The sequence below is a fragment of the Streptomyces sp. NPDC093984 genome (genome assembly GCF_044764595.1).
Taxonomy (GTDB): Bacteria; Actinomycetota; Actinomycetes; order Streptomycetales; family Streptomycetaceae; genus Streptomyces; species Streptomyces cynarae.
This window is the reverse complement of record NZ_JBIWIM010000001.1, coordinates 484,663-503,854: the sequence shown is the minus strand read 5'-3', so window position 1 is coordinate 503,854 and position 19,192 is coordinate 484,663. Positions and strand designations below refer to the sequence as shown.

Here is a 19,192-nt window from a genome sequence, read left to right as displayed (position 1 = left end):
CGTGGCGCGTGCGGCGGGTGGCGTTCAGCCGGGCAGCGTGTCCTCGTCGACGATGTGCACGGCCGCCTCCTCGGCCGAGGCCGCGGCGCCGTCGATGCCGACGTCGGTGGCGACCAGTCCGTTCTCCTCGTCCTCGTGCGCCCCTTCGTCCGGGGCGACGAGACGGCCGGAGCGGGCGTCGCCGACCTCGTTGTCCAGGGGTTCCCCGTCGCCGTCGGACCAGTCCCCGATGCCGTCGTCGTCCGGGACGGAGATGTCCGGGATTTCCTCGGCGAGTCGCTGGTCCAGGGTTTCGCCCTTATGCCCCTCGGCCGCGGTCACGCCCACGTGCTCCACCGCCCAGGGCCGCTCGGGCGGCGACCAGCCCCGGTCGAGCGGGTTGGTGACGCCGTCGCTCTCCAGGGTGTCCTCGGCGTCGAGCAGCCCCGCGTCGTCCTGCACCTCGGATCCGTCGGGCTGGTAGACGTCGTCGCCCCATCCCTCGGTGCTGTCCACAGATACCTCCAGGTGGTGGGACGGAACCGATTGCCGCCATGCACGCGTCGCGGACGCGGGGGACCGCTCGGACGGCCCGCGCCCTCCCGAGCCGGACGGCTCCGGCACGTCCCCCGGGCCGGTGCCACCTCCAGACTTCCACCCCCCGTCGGCACCGCGCAACGGCAGCCGGACAGCGGCCGGGAAAGGCCGGGGCAGGCGTCTGCGAGCGGGCGGACCGGCGCACCCGCGACGGCAGCGGTCCCGGCGACCGACTGCCCGCCGGGCCGCCGATCCCGGGCCGCCGATCCCTGCCCGCCTGCCCCGGACCGCTGCCGGGCGGGTGCCCGAGGTCACCCGTGCCAGGAGCGCCACAGCGCCGCGTACGCCCCGTCGGCGGCGACCAGCTCCTCGTGGCTGCCCAGCTCGCTGATCCGCCCGTTCTCGACGACGGCGATGACGTCGGCGTCGTGGGCGGTGTGCAGCCGATGCGCGATGGCGACCACCGTGCGGCCGTCCAGCACACGGGCCAGGGAGCGCTCCAGATGGCGGGCCGCCCGCGGATCGAGCAGGGAGGTCGCCTCGTCCAGGACCAGCGTGTGCGGGTCGGCGAGCACCAGCCGGGCCAGCGCGATCTGCTGCGCCTGCGCCGGGGTGAGCGCCAGACCACCGGAGCCCACCTCGGTTTCCAGGCCGTCGTCCAGGGCGCGCGCCCAGCCGTCCGCGTCCACAGCCCCGAGGGCGGCCCACAGCTCGGCGTCGACGGCGTCCGTCCGGGCCAGCAGCAGGTTGTCGCGCAGGGAGCCCACGAAGACGTGGTGCTCCTGGTTGACCAGGGCCACGTGCGAGCGCACCCGCTCGGCCGACATCCGCGACAGCTCCGCGCCACCGAGGGTGACGCGGCCGTCCCGGGGCGCGTAGATGCCGGCGAGCAGCCGGCCCAGCGTCGACTTGCCCGCGCCGGACGGGCCTACCAGGGCGAGGCGGGTGCCGGGCGCCACCTGCAGGGAGACCCTGTGCAGCACGTCGACGCCCGCGCGGTAGCCGAAACGCACCTCCTCGGCGGCCACGTCACGGCCGTCGGGCGCCAGGGAGGTGTCGCCCGCGTCGGGCTCGATCTCGCGGACCCCGACGAGCCGGGCCAGTGACACCTGGGCCACCTGCAGCTCGTCGTACCACCGCAGGATCAGCCCCACCGGGTCGACCAGCATCTGAGCGATGAGCGCGCCGGTCGTCAGCTGCCCGATGCCGATCCAGCCGTGCAGGACGAACACCCCACCGATCAACAGGACCGAGGACAGGACGGTGACATGTGTGACGCTGACGACCGGAAAGAGGACCGACCGCAGCCACAGGGTGTAGCGCTCCCACGCGGTCCACTCCTTGACCCGCCGGTCCGACAGCTCGATGCGCCGTTCGCCGAGGCGGTGGGCCTCGACGGTGCGCCCCGCATCCACGGTCTCGGCGAGGACCGCGGCCACGGCGGCGTACCCGGCGGCTTCGGAGCGGTAGGCGGACGGGGCGCGCTTGAAGTACCAGCGGCAGCCGATCACCAGCAGCGGTACCGCGACGAGCACGGCCGGTGCCAGCGGCGGGGCTGTGACGGTGAGGCCGCCGAGCAGCAGCAAGGCCCACACCACGCCGATGGCGAGCTGCGGCACGGCCTCGCGCATGGCGTTGGCGAGCCGGTCGATGTCGGTGGTGATCCGGGACAGCAGGTCGCCGGTCCCGGCGCGCTCCAGGACGCCCGGCGGCAGTCTTACCGACCGTACGAGGAAGTCCTCGCGCAGGTCGGCCAGCATCCGCTCGCCGAGGACCGCGCCGTGCAGCCGCACCAGGCGTACGAAGACCGCCTGGACGACGAGCGCGACGACGAACAGGGCGACGGTGCGTTCCAGATGGAGTTCCCGGGCGCCGTCCGAGACGCGTTCCACGAGCCCGCCCAGCAGGTACGGGCCGGCCATCGAGGCGACCACGGAGACCGTGTTCACGGCGATGAGCAGCAGGAAGGGGCGGCGGTGCCGGCGGAACAGTTCGGCCACGTAGGCGCGTACGGTCGCGGGGGCGCCGACGGGCAGAGTGGTCGCCGTCGTCGGGGCCGCCGGGTCGTACGCCGGTGGCGCCACGCCGATCATGCGGTCTCCTCGATCTCTTCCAGCTCGTGCAGTTCGGCCAGGACGTCGGCGCGCGCGGCGGCCTCGTCGTCGGTCTCGCGGGTGACGACCGAGCGGTACCGGGGCTCGGCGTGCACCAGGTCGCGGTGCAGGCCGACCGCCGCGACCTCTCCCTCGTGCACCAGCACCACCCGGTCGGCTCGGTCCAGGAGCAGGGGTGAGGAGGTGAACACGACCGTCGTGCGACCCGCCCGCAGGCGGCGGATCCCTTCGGCGATCCGTGCCTCGGTGTGCGAGTCGACGGCGGACGTCGGCTCGTCCAGGACCAGCACCTGCGGGTCCGTGATGAGCGACCGGGCCAGGGCGAGCCGCTGGCGCTGGCCGCCGGACAGGGACCGGCCGCGCTCGGTGATCCGCGCGTCCATCGGGTCGTCGATGTCCGTCGACCCCTCCACGAGGGCGTCCAGGACATCACCGCACTGCGCGGCGGCGAGCGCCTCCTCGGCGCCGACCTCGCCCGAGGCGGGTACGTCGAGCAGTTCGCGCAGGGAGCCGGACAACAGCACCGGATCCTTGTCCTGGACGAGGACGGCGGTGCGGGCCGTCTGGAGCGGCAGCTCGTCCAGCGGGACGCCGCCCAGCAGCACCGAGGTGCCCTCCTCCGCGGGGTGTCCGCCCAGCCGTTCGGCCAGCACCCCCGCCGCGTCCGGGTCGCCGCAAACGACGGCGGTGAGCTCTCCCGCGGGCGCGAGCAGGCCGGTCCGCGGGTCGTACAGGTCCCCGGCCGGCAGGCTCGCCTCGCGGGAGCCCGCGGCGTCCGTGGCGCGCTCCAGGGACAGCACCCGGGCCGCGCGCCGGGCGGACGGCCGAGAGAAGGAGTACGCCATGGCGATCTCCTGGAAGTGCTGCAGCGGGTAGGTGAGCAGCATGACGGCGCTGTACACGGTCACCAGCTCACCGACCTCGATACGCCCCTCATGGGCCAGCTGGACACCGCGCCAGACGAGCGCGATCATCAGCAGACCCGGCATCAGCACCTGGATCGCCGCGATCAGCGACCACATGCGGGCGCTGCCCACGGCCGCGATGCGGACCTCCTGGGAGGCCCGGCGGTAGCGCTCCAGGAACAGTTCCTCGCCGCCGATGCCGCGCAGCACCCTCAGGCCCGCGACGGTGTCCGAGGCCAGCTCGGTGGCGCGGCCCGCCTTCTCGCGCTGGACGTCGGCGCGCCGGGTCGCCCGGGGCAGCAGCGGCAGGACGGTGAGCGCCAGCGCCGGCACGCCCACCGCCACGATGACGCCGAGCGCGGGCTGGTAGACGACGAGTGCGACGCAGACCGCGACGACGGTGAGCGCGGCCGCGCTGAACCGCGAGACGGCCTCCACGAACCAGCCGATCTTCTCGACGTCGCCGGTGGAGACCGCGACGACCTCACCGGCCGCCACCCGCCGGGTCAGGGCGGAGCCGAGCAGGGCCGTCCTGCGCGCCAGGAGTTGCTGGACCCGCGCGGCGGCGGTGATCCAGTTGGTGACCGCGGTGCGGTGCAGCATGGTGTCGCCGAGCGCGATGCCGGCCCCGCACAGCAGGAGCAGTCCGCCCGTCAGTGCGAGCCGGGCGCCCGACCGGTCGACGACGGCCTGCACGGCGAGACCGACGCAGAACGGCAGCCCGCAGACGGACAGGAAGTGGAGCAGCCCCCAGGCCAGGGACTTCAGTTGCCCGCCCAGTTGGTTCCGGCCGAGCCACCACAGGAATCGGGGACCTGAGCGTGCGTCCGGCACACCCGGGTCGGGATACGGAAGGTCGTGAATCTGCATGACGTCCCAGTGGCTCGTGTCAGCGGAAACGGGTGGCGGGGCAGGCCGGGGCAGCATCTGGGGGTCCGCGCCTGCCCGTGACAACCCGTGACAGCCTCGCGTCGGAACGCGCTCAAAAGCAAACGGTTTTCCGGCCCCGCAGGCCAGATCCGGCCCCCGCCGTCCGGCCGTCCCGCCGTCCCGCCGTCGCGTGCGGCCGAACGGCCGACATCCGGACGGTAGGGCCTGGAAAGCGATGTGACGATACGACATATGCGAACAGGTGGTGTGCGCGGTGCGGCGGTGGACAGGTGGATGGTGGCGGCGGCCTGCGGTGTGCTGCTGATGTCCGTGCCAGGGTGCGGCGGTTCGGCGGGCGAGAGCCACCGGGCGAAAGGCCCCGATGCGACACGAGACGGCCCGACCCTTCGCGGTGCTCCGGGGAACGGGGCCGAGAGAACACCTGCACCCACGCCCGGGCCGAGCCGCATTCCGGGCGTCGGTGACGGGCTGCACCGGCGGATCCCCGACGGGTCGCGTCAGGTCGTGGTGGTCTACGGCGACGACGAGGACTCTCCGGAGTCCACGGTCGTGCTCTACCTGAAGGAGGGCTCGGCCTGGAAGGAGTCGGGGCGCTGGCGCGGGCACAACGGGAAGGCGGGCTGGACGACGGACCACTACCTGGGCGATCTGCGCAGTCCGGTCGGCGTGTTCACGCTCAGCGACGCGGGCGGTCTCCTCGACGATCCGGGGACGAAGCTCCCGTACAGCCAGGGGGAGTCGTACGCGGCGCCGGAGGATTGGGGCGAGTCGCTCCGGAACGCCTTCGACTACGTCATCGCCATCGACTACAACCGGCTCAGGGGCACCCCGCCCCACGATCCGGCCCGCCCCGAGGGCGAGGAGAAGGGCGGCGGCATCTGGCTGCACGTGGATCACAAGGACGGCACGCTGGCCTGTGTCACGGTGCCCGAATCCGGTATGAGGTACTTGCTGCGCGTGCTCGATCCCGACCAGGAGCCCGTGGTGGTGATGGGCGACAGGGCGCACCTGAAGGCCTGGGAGCAACCGGAGGAACTCCTTGACGCCCCGTGAGGCCCCGTTGTGGGCCGGGCGGACTCCCCGTGGAGACCACGACGGGGGAGGCGGGCGTCGCTCAGCAGGCCGGTGCCGAGGCGGTCAGGGAGCCCGCAACGCGAGGCCTGACGCAACGACAGGGGGCGTGGTTGCCCGAGAGAGCCGGGGCCGCGCCCCGCCACCTTTGGCTCAGGCGCTTGATGTCAGCACCGGTGCTGCCGTTCGGCTGCCAGCCCCCGTTCGCCTGCGAGGTCGCGCTCGGCTGCCAGGGCGACGTCCCCGCCGTCGATCAGTGTGGTGAGCAGATCGCCCAGCAGCTCGCGCTGCTCGTCCGTCAGGGGGGCGAGAATCTCCTCGGCCGCGGACCGGCGCGCACCGCGCAACGCGCGCAACGCCCTGCGCCCCTCGTCCGTGACCTCTATCCGGATCACCCGCCGGTTGGTCGGATCCGGTACCCGGCGCACCCTGCCGCTCGCCTCCAGGCCGTCGACCAGCGTCGTGACCGCTCGCGGCACCACCTCGAGGCGCTCGGCGAGATCCGCCATGCGGGGCGGTGAGCTGAAGTGGGCGAGGGTGCGCAGCAGCCGGGACTGGGCCGGGGTGATGCCCAGGTCGCACCGCTCCAGATGGCGCTTCTGGATGCGGTGGACCCGACGGGTGAGCCGCAGCAGCTGCTCGGCGAGCAGGCTGTCCGGATCGGGGGTCGTCATGCGGGAACAATATCAGGACCTTGTGCATTGTGAGTATAGGTAACAATGAGCTAGGATCCCGATACATCTCCCGCTACCCGTCCCGATGCGTCCCCGGCGCGTTCCGACGCGTTCCGACGCCTCACCTCCGTAGGAGCCCATGCACCCCGACCAACCCACCTGGACACCGTCGCCCGACGACTCGCAGGAGCAGCCGCGGCAGGTCCGCCGCATCCTGAGACTCTTCAGGCCGTACGGCGGCCGGCTCGCGGTCGTCGGCCTGCTGGTCGGCGCCTCGTCGCTGGTCTCCGTCGCCACGCCCTTCCTGCTGAAGGAGACCCTGGACGTCGCGATCCCGCAGGGCCGCACCGGTCTGCTGACCCTGCTCGCCCTCGGCATGATCCTCAGCGCCGTCGTCACCAGCGTCTTCGGTGTGCTGCAGACCCTGATCTCCACCACCGTCGGCCAGCGCGTCATGCACGACCTGCGCACCGCCGTCTACGGCCGGCTGCAGCGCATGTCGCTCGCCTTCTTCACTCGCACTCGCACGGGCGAGGTGCAGTCCAGGATCGCCAACGACATCGGCGGCATGCAGGCGACGGTCACCTCCACCGCGACTTCCCTGGTGTCCAACCTCACCAGCGTGGTCGCCACCATCGTCGCCATGGTCGCCCTCGACTGGCGCCTCACCGTCGTCTCGCTGCTCCTGCTGCCGCTGTTCGTGTGGATCAGCCGACGCGTCGGCAACGAACGCAAGAAGATAGCCACCCAGCGCCAGAAGCAGATGGCCGCGATGGCCGCCACCGTCACCGAGTCGCTCTCCGTCAGCGGCATCCTGCTCGGCCGCACGATGGGCCGCGCCGACTCCCTCACCCAGTCCTTCGGGCGTGAGTCCGAGAGCCTGGTCGAGCTCGAGGTGAAGTCCAACATGGCGGGCCGCTGGCGCATGGCCGTCATCACCATCGTCATGGCCGCCATGCCCGCCGTCATCTACTGGACCGCCGGGCTGGCGCTCCAACTCGGCGGCCCGTCCATCTCGATAGGCACCCTGGTCGCGTTCGTCTCGCTCCAGCAGGGCCTGTTCCGGCCGACGGTCAGCCTGCTCTCCACCGGCGTCCAGATCCAGACCTCCCTGGCGCTCTTCCAGCGCATCTTCGAGTACCTCGACCTGCCCATCGACATCACCGAACGCGACGAGCCGGTCCACCTCGACCAGGTCAAGGGCGAGATCCGTTTCGAGGACGTGGAGTTCCACTACGACGACAAGAGCGGCCCGGTCCTCGAGGACATCGACATCACCGTGCCGGCAGGCGGCAGCCTCGCCGTGGTGGGACCCACCGGCTCCGGGAAGTCCACGCTCGGCTACCTGGTGCCCCGGCTCTACGACGTGACCGGAGGGCGGGTCACGCTCGACGGCGTGGACGTGCGCGATCTGGACTTCGACACGCTCGCCCGCGCGGTCGGCGTCGTCTCCCAGGAGACCTACCTCTTCCACGCCTCGGTCGCCGACAACCTGCGCTTCGCCAAGCCGGAGGCCACCGAGGAGGAGTTGTACGCGGCGGCCAGGGCGGCCCAGATCCACGACCACATCATGTCCCTGCCCGACGGGTACGACACGGTCGTCGGCGAGCGCGGCCACCGCTTCTCGGGCGGTGAGAAACAGCGGCTCGCCATCGCCCGCACCATCCTGCGCGACCCGCCGGTCCTCATCCTCGACGAGGCGACCAGCGCGCTCGACACGCGGACCGAGCACGCGGTCCAGGAGGCCATCGACGCCCTGTCGGCCAACCGCACGACGCTCACCATCGCGCACCGGCTGTCCACCATCCGCAGCGCCGACCAGATCGTCGTCCTGGACTCCGGACGCGCGGTCGAACGCGGCACGCACGAGGAACTGCTGGAGCTGGACGGCCGGTACGCGGCCCTGGTCCGGCGGGACGCGCAACTGGAGACCACGAGTTGAGGGTCGGCGCATCGCGCCTCACGCGGCGGCGGCCGGTTCCCTCGCCAGCAGACGCCTGATGTCCCGCACGGCCGCGCGTCCCGCCCGGTTCGCGCCGATCGTGCTCGCCGACGGGCCGTAGCCGACCAGGTGGATCCGCGGGTCGGAGACCACCCGCGTGCCCTCCACCCGGATGCCGCCGCCCGGCTCGCGCAGCCGCAGCGGAGCCAGGTGGTCGATCGCGGCCCGGAAGCCGGTCGCCCACAGGATGACGTCGGCCTCCACATGCCGTCCGTCGTCCCACTCCACACCGTCCGGCACGATCCGGTCGAACATCGGCTGCCGGTCCAGCACACCGTCGGCGATCGCCTGCCGGACCGCGTCATTGAGCGGCAGCCCGGTCACGGACACCACGCTCCTCGGTGGCAGCCCCTGCCGCACCCGCTCCTCGACGAGTGCCACGGCAGTCCGTCCGACGTCCTCGGTGAACGGGCCCTCGCGGAACACCGGGGGACGCCGGGTCACCCAAGTGGTCGCGGCGGCGTAGGGGGCGATCTCCATCAGATGCTGGGTGCCGGACGCGCCGCCACCGACGACGACCACCCGCTGTCCGGCGAACTCCTCGGGCCCGGGGTACTGGGCGGTATGCACCTGCCGCCCCCGGAAGGTCTCCTGGCCGGGATAGCGCGGCCAGAAAGGCCGGTCCCAGGTGCCCGTGGCGTTGATCAGCGCCCGTGTCGACCATGTCCCGGCCGACGTCTCGACGAGCAGCCGCCCCTCCGTGCCCTCCCGCACGGCCCGTACATGCACCGGCCGTCGTACGCGCAGGTCGAAGGTGCGCTCGTAGGTGTCGAAGTACGCGCCGATGACCTCCGACGACGGCCGCGCCGGATCCGCGTCCGTCAGCTCCATGCCCGGCAGCGCGTGCATCCCGTGCACCTTGCCGTAGGTCAGCGAGGGCCAGCGGAACTGCCAGGCGCCGCCCGGAGAGGGGGAGTGGTCGAGGACCACGAAGTCGCGCTCCGGCTCGAACCCGCTACGCCGCAGGTGATAGGCGCTGGACAGGCCGGCCTGCCCAGCGCCTGTGACGACCACCTCGACCTCGCGTGTGTTGTTCACGCTTCCACCAACCCTGTCGCGGGCATGGATCTTCCCGGCAGGTCAGCGTCCGCTCGCGACGAGGAGCGGTGCGCCCGCCGCTGCGGGCCCGCGGTCCAGCAGCCCGCGGCCCGCCAGCTCCGGGATCACACCCTCCCCGAACCAGTACGCCTCCTCCAGATGCGGATAGCCGGACAGCACGAAGTGCTCGATGCCGAGCGCGTGGTACTCCTCGATCCGGTCGGCGACCTCGGCGTGGCTGCCGACGAGCGCGGTGCCCGCCCCGCCACGGACCAGACCGACGCCCGCCCACAGGTTGGGGTGGATCTCCAGCGCCTCCCGGGAGCCGCCGTGCAGGGCCAGCATCCGCTGCTGTCCCACCGACTCGCTGCGGCCGAGCGCCGCCTGCGCTGCCGCGACCGTGTCCGCGTCGAGGTCGTCGAGCAGCCGGTTGGCGGTCGCCCAGGCCTCTGCGGCGGAGTCACGGGAGATGGTGTGCAACCGGATCCCGAAGCGGACCGTGCGCCCCTCGCGCTCGGCGAGCGAGCGGATCCAGTCGATCTTCTCCTTGACCTGGGCGGGAGGCTCGCCCCAGGTCAGATACACGTCCGCATGCCGCGCGGCGACCGGTCCGGCCGCCGGCGACGAGCCGCCGAAGAAGAGCTGCGGCAGCGGGTCCGGCGGCACCGCGGTGAGCCCACCCTCGACCTGGTAGTGGGTGCCGTCGAAGTCGTACGGCTGCCCACGCCACACCCCGCGGACGACCGTCAGGAACTCGTCGGTCCGGGCATAGCGCCGGTCGTGGTCGAGGCGGTCGCCGAAGCGCCGCTGTTCCGCCGAGTCGCCACCCGTGACGACGTTCAGCAGCAGCCGGCCACGCGTGACACGTTGGTACGTCGCCGCCATCTGCGCCGCGAGCGTCGGCGAGATCAGCCCCGGCCGGAAGGCGACAAGGAACTTCAGCCGCTCGGTGTGCTGGGCGAGCGCGACCGTGGTCAGCCAGGCGTCCTCGCACCAGGTGCCGGTCGGGGTCAGGACCGCCTCGAAGCCCAACTGCTCGGCGGCCTTCGCGATCTGCGCCAGATACTCGATGTCCGGTGTGCGCACCCCGCGCACCTGCCGGGTGGCACCCGCCTCGTTGGGTGCGTGGGCGTGCCGGTCGACGAGGGTGCGGCCGTCCCCACCCGTCGGCAGGAACCAGTGAAGTCGGACGGTCATGTCACGACTCCTTCAGGACACGGGGCGTCGCGGTGGACGGGGGCAGGTCGCCGTTGAACTCGGTGTCCACGAAGTCGCCGAAGTCCACCTTGCGCGGGATGAGCTTCAAACCGGTGAAGGTGTCCGCGATCTGCTGCTCGGAGGCGATCAGCGACTTGTCCACGGCGACCGGGACCCGGGAGGCGTTGGTGCGCTTCACCGCGGCGAGCGCCACCTCGTACGACAGACCGGTGTCCTTCGCCCACACCTTGGCCCAGGCCTCCGGGTGCCCGTAGACCCAGCCCTGCGCGCGCCGCAGCCGCTCCAGGTAGTCCCTGATGGCCGCGGCCTTCTTCTCGTCCTTCAGGGCGCTCGGAGCCGCCACCTGGAAGGTGAGGCCGTTGGTCACGCCGTCGCCGGTGGTGAGGACGCGTCCCTGACCCCCTTGCAGCACCTGCGAGGTGTACGGGTCCCACACCGCCCAGGCGTCGACCTTGCCGCTGGTGAACGCGGCCAGGGCGTCGGCGGGCTGCAGGTACTTGACCTTCACGTCGCTCAGCTTCAGCCCGGCCTTGTTGAGGGAGGCGACCAGCTGGTAGTGCGCGGACGAACCCTGCGCCACCGCGATCGACTTGCCCTTGAGCTGCTGCACCGCGGTCAGCCGGGAGTTCTTCGGTACGAGGATGGCGTCGCCCTTGGACGTGCCGTGCCAGGCGGCCACCACCGTGATCTTCGAGTCGGCGCCCGCCGCGAAGACCGGTGGGGTGTTGCCCACGCCTCCGATGTCGACGGCGCCCGCGTTGACCGCCTCCAGCAGGGGCGGCCCGGAGGTGAAAGTGGACCACTTGATCTTGTAGTCGAGGTTCTTGAGCTCACCGGCGGCCTCCAGGACCGCCTCGGAACCCCCCTTCTGGTCACCGACGTTGAGGGTGAGGGAGCCCTTGCCGTCGGTTCGGCCGCCGGCGGAGGTCTCGGCGGCGGAGTTCCCGCCGCAGGCGGTGAGCAGCAGGGCGAAAGGCAGGAGCAGCGCGGCGGGCAGGAGGCGTCGTCGCATGACGGATCCGTTCGTGTGCGGAGAGTTATAGGAATGAGGTGGGGGAGTCAGCCGGCTTCGGCGGCCGTGGCGACGCCGAGGCGTTCCAGCAGCCCGGCGCGTACCTCCGCGAAGCGGGGGTCGGTGATGTCGCGCGGGCGTTCCAGGTCGACCGTCGTCTCGTGGGCGATGACGCCGCCGTCCATCACCAGGACGCGGTCGGCGAGCAGCACCGCCTCCTCGACGTCGTGCGTGACCAGCAGCACGGCGCAGCCCCGCCGCTGCCACAGCTCGCCCACCAGGCGCTGGGCCTTGATACGGGTGAGCGCGTCGAGCGCGCCGAACGGCTCGTCGAGCAGCAGCAGATCCGGTTCGCGCACCAGGGCGCGAGCCAGGGATGCGCGCTGGGCCTCGCCGCCGGAGAGCGTCTTGGGCCAGGCGTCCGAGCGGTGCGCCAGGCCGACCTCCTCCAACGCCTTTTCGGCGACATTGCGTTCGGGCTTGCCGGGCAGCCCGAGCAGCACGTTGCGCCACACCTTTTTCCACGGCATCAGCCGGGGCGCCTGGAAGGCGACCGCCTTGCGGCGCGGGACGAGGACGGTGCCCTCGATGTCGCGGTCGAGTCCGGCCAGGATGCGCAGCAGGGTCGACTTGCCGCAGCCGCTGCGGCCCAGCAGAGCCACGAACTCTCCCGGTCGCACATCGAGTTGCAGGCGGTCGATGACGGCGCGCCCGTCGAAGGAGCGAGTGAGCCCCTCGACGCGGACGGCCGAGGCGGGGGCCGGGGCCTTTGCGGCGCCGGTCGTCACCGGCCCGTGAACGTCGGTCGCCATTGCAGCAGCAGCCTTTCGAGGGAGCGGACGATGAAGTCGGCGAGCAGACCGAAGAAGGCGTAGACGATCAGGCAGACCACGATCACGTCGGTCCGCAGGAAGTCCCGCGCCTGCACCATGAGGAAGCCGATCCCGGCGTCCGCGTTGACCTGCTCGGCGAACACGAGGGCGAGCCAGGCGATGCCGAGGGAGTAGCGCAGACCGGTCATCGCGCCGGGCAACGCGCCGGGCAGGACGACGTGCCGGACGAGCCCCCACCGGGAGAGCCCCAGGGACTCCCCGGCCTCGATCAGCTGGGCGTCCACGCCGCGGATGCCGGCGTAGACATTGAGGTAGAGCGGGAAGGTCACGCCGAGGGTGATGATGGCGACCTTAGGGGCCTCGCCGATGCCGAACCAGATGATGAACAGCGGGATCAGGCCGACGAACGGGACCGTCCTCAGCATTTGGACGGGCGCGTCCACGAGGTCCTCGCCGATGCGGAACAGCCCGGAGACGAGGGCCAGCCCGGTGCCGATGACGGTGCCGAGCAGCAGACCGGCCGCGACCCGGCGCAGCGAGGTGGCCATCGCGGAGGGCAGGGACCCGTCGGCGACGAGATCGCCCGCGACCTGCGCGATCCTGCCGGGAGAGGCGAGGACGTCGGAGGGCAACGCGCCTGAACTGCTGAGGAGTTGCCACAGGGCGAGCAGCAGGAGCGGGCCGGAGGTGCGCCGCAGCCAGCGGGGGACGCGGGTGCGGCGAGCGGAGGAGGGGACGAGGGGTTCGAGCTCGGGCGGGGACTGTTCACCTTTCGATATAACCGAAATATCGGATTCAGGGGCGCCGGGTGGGGCATGGCTGATGCTCATGAGTGCTCCATGAGGAGGAGAGCGGCCGGAAGGGGACGCACCTCGGCGGCGCCGCGTCAGAGAGGGCTCAGACGTGCGGGCAGGGCGGCGCCAAGGCGAGGAAACGAGGGTGAAAGAGAGGGAAAGAGGGCGTCAGCAGCCGCGGCGACACGCGGCAGAGGCCACCCGCAGCAGGTCGATGTGACCGCGCGTGGTGAGCAGGGCTGAACGCAACATGCGGCTGAAAGTAGCCAGATGGCGCCTTCCGGGTCAACGGCGTCTCGACCAGTGGACCTCTCGTATCGCCGGACGAGCCGTCAGCTGTGTGTGAGATCGGTCGTGTGGGTGACGATGGAGGCATGTCCGATGCCTTCAGCACCCGCGTCCTGAATATCGCCACCGGATCCTCGGAGACGGTCTTCGACCTCACCCAAGAATGTGTGACCTTCCTGAGTGAGGTGAGCAGGGGCCGGGACGGCCTCCTGAACGTTTTCGTGCCGCATGCCACGGCCGGCGTGGCGATCATCGAGACGGGCGCCGGCAGTGACGACGACCTCCTGGCCGCCCTGCACACCCTCCTCCCGGCCGACGATCGTTGGCAGCACCGCCACGGCAGCCCCGGCCACGGCCGCGACCACGTCCTCCCGGCCCTCGTCCCGCCCCACGCGACCCTGCCGGTCATCGGCGGAGAGCTGAAACTGGGGACCTGGCAGTCGGTGTGCCTGGTGGACACCAACATCTCTAATATCAACCGTCAGGTTCGACTGAGCTTCCTGGGCTGACCAAGCCGTCCGCCCAGGTCCGGCCGCCAGCGCAGGCGACAAGGTTGCCCTGGCGATCCGGTGCCGGCGCACCTTGTGGGGGAGTCGCGCGAACAACGGCACCCATCTGGTGTGCAAACGCCGGTCGCAGCGGTGGAGGGCCTGAGGCCGAACGGGACAGCGATCCTCGGTCCGCGCTGCCGGTCAGCGTCTGTCGTGCCTGCCTAGCCGATCGGCCGGGGCGTGGCCTCGGGCACGGGTGGGGGCCGGCCGAGGTGACGCCTCCGGCCGGCCCCTCTGTCCCCGTGTGCCGCGTGGTCCGCGCCGGGCTTACGGGTAGCTGACCAGGTAGGCCACGTTGCTGCTGGGTGTGACCTGGTTGCCGGTGTTGTCGATGATGTGGTTGATGGTGCCGGCTCCGCCCAGGACCGTGGTGACCATGCTGTGGAACTTCACCGTGGACGTGGTGGGCACCTCGATGGCATGGCCGAGTACCACGGATGGGTTGTCGCGCAGATAGGCGTAGACACCCACACCCCATGCCTCGTGGGAGGTGACCGAGTTCGCGACCTTGTACGAGGCGTAGCCGAGGTCGCCTCCACTGGTGGTCCAACTGGACTGGTCGGGCACGTCGTAGGGGGTCTCGCTCTGGTAGAAGTAGGTGCGGCCGCCGTTTCCGTTCCAGGTGGTCTGGTACTTCTGGTAGTGCTCGACCGCGAGGCCGTACATGGTGACGTTGTTGCCGTTGACGACGAGTCCGTTGACGGCCGGGTTGGTCGTCCAGCCGACGCCGTTGGTGTGGTCCGCCCGCCACAGCCACAGGTCGTCGCCGATGACGTCGTTGCTGTTGATCACCAATGTCTGGGTGGCCTTGCCTGCGATGTCGCCGCCGATGCGGAAGAACACGTCGTGCAGCACGATCGGGTCGGCCGTGTGAGCGGCGGTCGAACCGGCCGGCCCGACCTGCATCAGCGTGTTGGAGTTGGTGGTGTTCGCGCTGATCAGCAATCCGGCGATGTCGATGCCGTCCACATCGGCGGTGGTGATCGCGGTGACGCCGTTGTCCGGCACGAGGGTGGCCAGGCCCAGTCCCAGGACCACCGTGTCGGGGCGGGTGATGTTCACAGGAGCGGACAGGTGGTACACGCCCGGGGTGACGATCAGGTTCTGGCCCGCGGCGAGCGCGTTGTTGATGGTCGTGGCGGTGTCACCCGGCTTGACGATGTAGAACCGGCTGATCGGGAGCGAGGTGCCCGGAGCGGCGCCGTTGACCCAGTCCGGGCCCTGCACATTGGTGCGGACCGACGGGACGAACACCTGCCAGTTGCCCGAGCCGTCGACGTAGACGAACGGCTTCTCGCGCATCACCGGGCTCTGGGCGGCGGTGGTGTACTGCGGGTTGGGGAAGCTGGTCGCGGGGGCGCCGGTGTCGCCGACAAAGACCATGTTCCAGTTGTGTCCGGTCCAGCCGCCGTCCATGGCGGTGTCCTGGGTGAGGAACTGCTGCTGGGTCCCGGAGTTGATCTGGCCGGAGACCCGGGAGTTTCCGATGTAGCCGCCGCTGGACCAGTTGGTGTTGGTGCCGTGGGTGTCGTCCCACAGCTTCATGCTGCCGTGCACATCCATCCGCCGGAACGGGTCGGCCTGGGAGACGGCCCACATGGTGCTTCCCGAACTGGGGCTGAGGGACATGTTCTCGACGTCGCGCCAGAAGTTCTGGGTGGCGTTGCCGTCGCTGGTGTGACCCTCGACGTGTACGCCGCCGCCGGTGATCGACACCTGGTCCGGTGACAGGCCCAGCCCGGAGACCTGGGTGTAGTAGCCGACGGGGATGTCGACGTTGTACGTGCCGGGGGTGAACAGGAGGGCGTTGCGCTGGGTGCCGAACTCGTTGGTCTGCTGGGTGCTGTAGACCGAGTTGATCTTCGACTGGATGGTGGACATCGGCATCGACGGGTCGAACACCGTCACGTTGGGGCCGAAGTCCGGCGTGTTGGGCGGCGGGGTGATGCCGCTGGAGAGGGTGAAGGACTGGGCGGCGGTGCCGTTGCAGGTGTATTGCTGCAGTTGGACGCTGTCGGCGGTGGACGCGGACGGCACATCCAGACACTTGCCGCTGTTGCGGTTGACGAAGTGGTACGAGCCGGAGGCCTCGGCGACCGGCAGCCACTGCTGGTTGGCGCCGCCGCCGTAGAGCCACAGCTGGGTCAGAGCGCCGTCGGCGGTCGAGACGTCGGTCTCGTCCCAGACCTGATTGGGCGCGGAGGCCACGCCGATCCGGTAGTACCCGCTGTCGGTCGCGGTGAACTGCCAGGACTGGGCGCCGGTGCCGTTGCAGGTGTACTGCTGCACGGCGGTGCCATTGCCGGTGGCAGCGGCACGCGCGTCGACGCACTTGCCGCTGCCTGCGTTGACGACGGTGGTGGGGGAGGTGGGGATGGCCGCGGCGCCGGCACCGGGGGCGGCGACCAGCATGATGCCGGCGGCGGCCGGCAGCAGGAGGGCGGTCGTGAGGGCGGTCGTGCGTCTGCGGGGCGGTTGGCTCTGACGAGCACAGCGAGAACGTCAGTCACACGTGTCTCCTAAGTCGCCTCGTGGGCGCGATGTTGACCGGACGTTAGGCGCCGCCCGACGCGCCGTCAATATAAGCCGAAAGAAAAGGCGTGAAGTATGGTCCTCTCCACGGAGCCACAGGAGTTCTGGGGATGGACTGCCGTGTCCATGGACCGCGAGGTGGGACAGCTCAAGGCCTGGCTTTTTTGGCTCGGAGGCGCATGTGCGGCCGGTGTGCTGCAGACGGGTCCGCAATGGAAGATCACCGGACCTGCGGCCCGGTACCGGCGGCGTCCGCGATGTGTCGGCGGCCACTCTTTGGGCAGACCCCTGTGGCCGGGCGCCGCGCGACCTTCGGCTCCGACGTGCCGTTCGCTGATGATCGCCATGGGACCGCAGGAGCGGGGCGCTGCCGGGCTTGGAGGCGGGGCCTGCATCTGGCCGGTCCGCGGTGCCTTGCCGAGCTCCCGGCGCGAGTCGCCCCGGTCCTGGGACGCACAGGGGCCTGGCAGACGGTCTCGTGGACCCCGTGCATCGCATCCCTGGTCGGCCGCAGAAGCAGGCGCGCAGGACCTCGCGGATTGCTCGAGGCTCCACCGGAGGTCCGGGCGGTCCCGTGAAACATGCCGCGAGGCGCGGCCGGCCGCCGAGGTGGGAGACCCGCTGACGGCTCACGCCCTGGCCCGCCTGAGGCCGAAGCCGGCCGCGAGATCGTCGGCGGCGTCCGCCTCGCCGGTCAGCACACCCGCGCGGGTTCTGTGCAGTGCCATGCGCTGATCGTGCAGGAATTCACGCGGACGTCCTTCGCATACTCGGTGCCCAAGCGACCGACACAGTCCCGGATGACCCGCGGAGGCCGAGCTCAGTGCGAACATTCCTCTACACATCCCGTCCCTCGCGGGTCGTCTTCGGTGTCGGCACGGTGAGCCGGGTCCGCGACGAGGTGGAGCGGCTCGGCTGCTCCCGGGTACTGCTGCTGTCCAGCCCGGCTCTGGTGGAGGCCTCGGCGCGGGTCCGCCAGGCGCTCGGCGTCCTGCTGGTGGCCGAGTTCGACGGCGCGGCCATGCACACCCCCCTTGAGGTGACGGAGCAGGCGCTCGACGTGCTCACGCAGGCCTCCGCCGACGTCATCGTGGCCGTCGGTGGCGGTTCGACGACGGGCCTGTCGAAGGCGCTCGCCCTGCGCACGGACCTTCCGCAGGTGGTCCTGCCGACCACGTACGCCGGCTCCGAGGTGACCCCCGTGCTCGGCGAGACCCGGGAGGGGCGCAAGGTCACCCAGTCGTCCCCGGCGATCCTGCCGGAAACCGTGATCTATGACGTGGACTTCACCCTCACCCTGCCGGTGCCCCTGACGGTCACCAGCGGTGTCAACGCTCTCGCGCACGCCGTCGAGGCCCTGTACTCCGCCGACGCCAACCCGGTCACCGACCAGCAGGCCCTCGACGCGATCTCCCGCATCGCGCGGGCGCTGCCCCGCCTGGCCGCCGACCCGGCCGACCCGGAGGCGCGCGCCGACCTCCTGCATGCGGCCTGGCTCGCCGGGACCTGCCTCGCCACCGTCGGTATGGGCCTGCACCACAAGCTGTGCCACACCCTCGGCGGCGGTTTCGACCTGCCGCACGCGGAGACCCACACCGTCGTCCTGCCGCACGCCATGGCGTACAACGCGCCCGCGGTCCCCGACGTCATGCGCCGTATCGCCAACGCCCTGGGAGTGCCGGACGCCCCGAGCGGTGTGTACGACCTGGTCGCCTCCCTCGGCGGGCCCACCTCGCTGCGCGATCTCGGCCTGCCGGAAGCGAGCCTCGCCCGCGCGGCCGAACTGGCCGTCTCGACGCCTTACCCCAACCCGCGGGAGCTGACCGCCGAGGGCATCGTGGACCTGCTGACGGACGCCTGGCACGGGCGCCGCCCTGAAGGCCCCCCGTCCACGGAAGCAGGACTCGCCCGTCTCACCGAACAGGTGGTGGCCAGCTTCTCCCAGGCCCCCGACCCCCGGGTCCGCGCCCTGCTCGGCGACCTCGTCCGGCACCTGCACACCTTCGTCGCCACCAACGACGTCACTGACGCCGAATGGCAGTACGCCATCGACTTCCTCACCCGGACAGGACAGCGGTGCGGCCCGACCCGCCAGGAGTTCGTACTGCTGTCGGACACCCTCGGCGTCTCCAGCGCCGTCGATCTGCTCACCAACTCCCGTACGCCCGCCACCACACCCTCCGCGGTGCTCGGCCCCTTCTACGTGCAGGGACCGCCCGAAGCCGCGCACGGAAGCGACATCTCCGGCGGGCTGCCCGGCATCCCGCTCTGGGTCGACGTGCGGATCACCGGCACCGGCGGCGAGCTGGTCAAGGACGCGGTCGTGGACGTGTGGCAGTCCAACGAGGACGGCTTCTACGACGTCCAACTGCCCGATCTGGACGGGCCGGTGCTGCGCGCCCGGCTGCGCACCGACGCCGACGGTCGGATCACCTTCTGGTCCATCCTTCCCTCGGAGTACCCGATCCCCGACGACGGACCGGTCGGGCACATGCTCGACGCCGTGGGGCGTCACCCCTACCGGGCGCCCCACCTCCACTTCATGATCGACGCGCCCGGTCATCGCCGGCTCGTCACCCAGCTGTTCGTGTCAGGCGGCGCCTACCTGGACAGCGACACCGTCTTCGGCGTCAAGGACGAGCTCGTCGTCGACTTCACGCCGCAGACCGGCCCCACCCCCGACGGCCGTCAGTTCGAGGGGGAGTGGCGCCGTCTCGACTACACCTTCCGCATCGCCCCCCTGGCCGACTGAC

Annotated in this window: 15 protein-coding genes; 4 read left to right on the top strand and 11 right to left on the bottom strand. The window is 71.2% G+C overall.

What is annotated here, in order from left to right; all coding sequences use genetic code 11:
* Positions 1-24 precede the first annotated feature (24 nt).
* The 3 genes from ACIRC0_RS02365 to ACIRC0_RS02355 all read right to left on the bottom strand — a co-directional run bounded on the left by ACIRC0_RS02365 (position 25) and on the right by ACIRC0_RS02355 (position 4,405).
* Positions 25-495, bottom strand: a complete 471-nt coding sequence (locus tag ACIRC0_RS02365) for a DUF5709 domain-containing protein (RefSeq protein ID WP_403610117.1) — start codon at positions 493-495, stop codon at positions 25-27.
* 332 nt (positions 496-827) lie between these two features.
* Positions 828-2,609 carry an ABC transporter ATP-binding protein gene (locus tag ACIRC0_RS02360; protein ID WP_403610115.1) on the bottom strand — a complete coding sequence of 594 codons (1,782 nt, stop codon included), beginning with the start codon at positions 2,607-2,609 and terminating at the stop codon, positions 828-830.
* On the bottom strand, positions 2,606-4,405 hold the full coding sequence (locus tag ACIRC0_RS02355; protein ID WP_403610113.1) for an ABC transporter transmembrane domain-containing protein: 1,800 nt from the start codon (positions 4,403-4,405) through the stop codon (positions 2,606-2,608). The genes ACIRC0_RS02360 and ACIRC0_RS02355 overlap by 4 nt, the downstream gene beginning before the upstream one ends.
* Positions 4,406-4,657: 252 nt before the next feature.
* Here ACIRC0_RS02355 and ACIRC0_RS02350 point away from each other — a divergent pair, with 252 nt between their 5' ends.
* Positions 4,658-5,479 carry a hypothetical protein gene (locus ACIRC0_RS02350; RefSeq protein ID WP_403610111.1) on the top strand — a complete coding sequence of 274 codons (822 nt, stop codon included), beginning with the start codon at positions 4,658-4,660 and terminating at the stop codon, positions 5,477-5,479.
* 185 nt (positions 5,480-5,664) lie between these two features.
* Here ACIRC0_RS02350 and ACIRC0_RS02345 read toward each other — a convergent pair whose 3' ends face one another.
* Positions 5,665-6,171: a MarR family winged helix-turn-helix transcriptional regulator gene (locus tag ACIRC0_RS02345; RefSeq protein ID WP_403610109.1), complete on the bottom strand. Its 507-nt coding sequence runs from the start codon at positions 6,169-6,171 to the stop codon at positions 5,665-5,667.
* 139 nt (positions 6,172-6,310) lie between these two features.
* On the opposite strand from ACIRC0_RS02345, the gene ACIRC0_RS02340 reads away from it, so the two are divergent.
* Complete coding sequence (locus tag ACIRC0_RS02340; RefSeq protein WP_403610106.1) at positions 6,311-8,113, top strand: ABC transporter ATP-binding protein; 1,803 nt, start codon at positions 6,311-6,313, stop codon at positions 8,111-8,113.
* A gap of 18 nt (positions 8,114-8,131) precedes the next feature.
* On the opposite strand, the gene ACIRC0_RS02335 is transcribed toward ACIRC0_RS02340, so the two are convergent.
* From ACIRC0_RS02335 to ACIRC0_RS02310, 6 genes are all read right to left on the bottom strand, one after another.
* Positions 8,132-9,211: an NAD(P)-binding domain-containing protein gene (locus ACIRC0_RS02335; RefSeq protein ID WP_403610103.1), complete on the bottom strand. Its 1,080-nt coding sequence runs from the start codon at positions 9,209-9,211 to the stop codon at positions 8,132-8,134.
* A 42-nt stretch (positions 9,212-9,253) separates the two neighbouring features.
* Positions 9,254-10,408 (bottom strand): LLM class flavin-dependent oxidoreductase, encoded by a 1,155-nt coding sequence (locus ACIRC0_RS02330; RefSeq protein ID WP_403610100.1) that lies wholly within the window; start codon positions 10,406-10,408, stop codon positions 9,254-9,256.
* Position 10,409: 1 nt separating this feature from the next.
* The gene (locus tag ACIRC0_RS02325; protein WP_403610097.1) at positions 10,410-11,441 is read right to left on the bottom strand and encodes an ABC transporter substrate-binding protein; all 1,032 of its coding nucleotides are present in this window, start codon (positions 11,439-11,441) and stop codon (positions 10,410-10,412) included.
* A gap of 47 nt (positions 11,442-11,488) precedes the next feature.
* A complete protein-coding gene (locus ACIRC0_RS02320; RefSeq protein ID WP_403610094.1) occupies positions 11,489-12,253 on the bottom strand; it encodes an ABC transporter ATP-binding protein in 765 nt (254 codons plus the stop codon).
* A complete protein-coding gene (locus ACIRC0_RS02315; protein ID WP_403610091.1) occupies positions 12,226-13,104 on the bottom strand; it encodes an ABC transporter permease in 879 nt (292 codons plus the stop codon). Before ACIRC0_RS02315 ends, ACIRC0_RS02320 begins: the two co-directional genes overlap by 28 nt.
* 132 nt (positions 13,105-13,236) lie before the next feature.
* A complete protein-coding gene (locus ACIRC0_RS02310) occupies positions 13,237-13,320 on the bottom strand; it encodes a putative leader peptide (protein WP_349817350.1) in 84 nt (27 codons plus the stop codon).
* A gap of 122 nt (positions 13,321-13,442) precedes the next feature.
* Here ACIRC0_RS02310 and ACIRC0_RS02305 point away from each other — a divergent pair, with 122 nt between their 5' ends.
* The gene (locus ACIRC0_RS02305) at positions 13,443-13,865 is read left to right on the top strand and encodes a secondary thiamine-phosphate synthase enzyme YjbQ (protein WP_403610090.1); all 423 of its coding nucleotides are present in this window, start codon (positions 13,443-13,445) and stop codon (positions 13,863-13,865) included.
* Between the two features lie 309 nt (positions 13,866-14,174).
* Here ACIRC0_RS02305 and ACIRC0_RS02300 read toward each other — a convergent pair whose 3' ends face one another.
* The gene (locus ACIRC0_RS02300; RefSeq protein WP_403610089.1) at positions 14,175-16,319 is read right to left on the bottom strand and encodes an RICIN domain-containing protein; all 2,145 of its coding nucleotides are present in this window, start codon (positions 16,317-16,319) and stop codon (positions 14,175-14,177) included.
* A 943-nt stretch (positions 16,320-17,262) separates the two neighbouring features.
* On the opposite strand from ACIRC0_RS02300, the gene ACIRC0_RS02295 reads away from it, so the two are divergent.
* Positions 17,263-19,191: a maleylacetate reductase and hydroxyquinol 1,2-dioxygenase domain-containing protein gene (locus ACIRC0_RS02295; RefSeq protein ID WP_403610088.1), complete on the top strand. Its 1,929-nt coding sequence runs from the start codon at positions 17,263-17,265 to the stop codon at positions 19,189-19,191.
* The last annotated feature ends 1 nt before the right edge of the window (position 19,192 follow it).

What these genes read in the sequence shown, in the direction of transcription:
- ACIRC0_RS02360 (WP_403610115.1), bottom strand. Translation starts at nt 2,609, where the DNA reads ATGATCGGCGTGGCGCCACCGGCGTACGACCCGGCGGCCCCGACGACG.
- ACIRC0_RS02355 (WP_403610113.1), bottom strand. Translation starts at nt 4,405, where the DNA reads ATGCAGATTCACGACCTTCCGTATCCCGACCCGGGTGTGCCGGACGCA.
- ACIRC0_RS02350 (WP_403610111.1), top strand. Translation starts at nt 4,658, where the DNA reads ATGCGAACAGGTGGTGTGCGCGGTGCGGCGGTGGACAGGTGGATGGTG.
- ACIRC0_RS02345 (WP_403610109.1), bottom strand. Translation starts at nt 6,171, where the DNA reads ATGACGACCCCCGATCCGGACAGCCTGCTCGCCGAGCAGCTGCTGCGG.
- ACIRC0_RS02340 (WP_403610106.1), top strand. Translation starts at nt 6,311, where the DNA reads ATGCACCCCGACCAACCCACCTGGACACCGTCGCCCGACGACTCGCAG.
- ACIRC0_RS02330 (WP_403610100.1), bottom strand. Translation starts at nt 10,408, where the DNA reads ATGACCGTCCGACTTCACTGGTTCCTGCCGACGGGTGGGGACGGCCGC.
- ACIRC0_RS02325 (WP_403610097.1), bottom strand. Translation starts at nt 11,441, where the DNA reads ATGCGACGACGCCTCCTGCCCGCCGCGCTGCTCCTGCCTTTCGCCCTG.
- ACIRC0_RS02320 (WP_403610094.1), bottom strand. Translation starts at nt 12,253, where the DNA reads ATGGCGACCGACGTTCACGGGCCGGTGACGACCGGCGCCGCAAAGGCC.
- ACIRC0_RS02315 (WP_403610091.1), bottom strand. Translation starts at nt 13,104, where the DNA reads ATGAGCATCAGCCATGCCCCACCCGGCGCCCCTGAATCCGATATTTCG.
- ACIRC0_RS02310 (WP_349817350.1), bottom strand. Translation starts at nt 13,320, where the DNA reads ATGTTGCGTTCAGCCCTGCTCACCACGCGCGGTCACATCGACCTGCTG.
- ACIRC0_RS02305 (WP_403610090.1), top strand. Translation starts at nt 13,443, where the DNA reads ATGTCCGATGCCTTCAGCACCCGCGTCCTGAATATCGCCACCGGATCC.
- ACIRC0_RS02300 (WP_403610089.1), bottom strand. Translation starts at nt 16,319, where the DNA reads ATGCTGGTCGCCGCCCCCGGTGCCGGCGCCGCGGCCATCCCCACCTCC.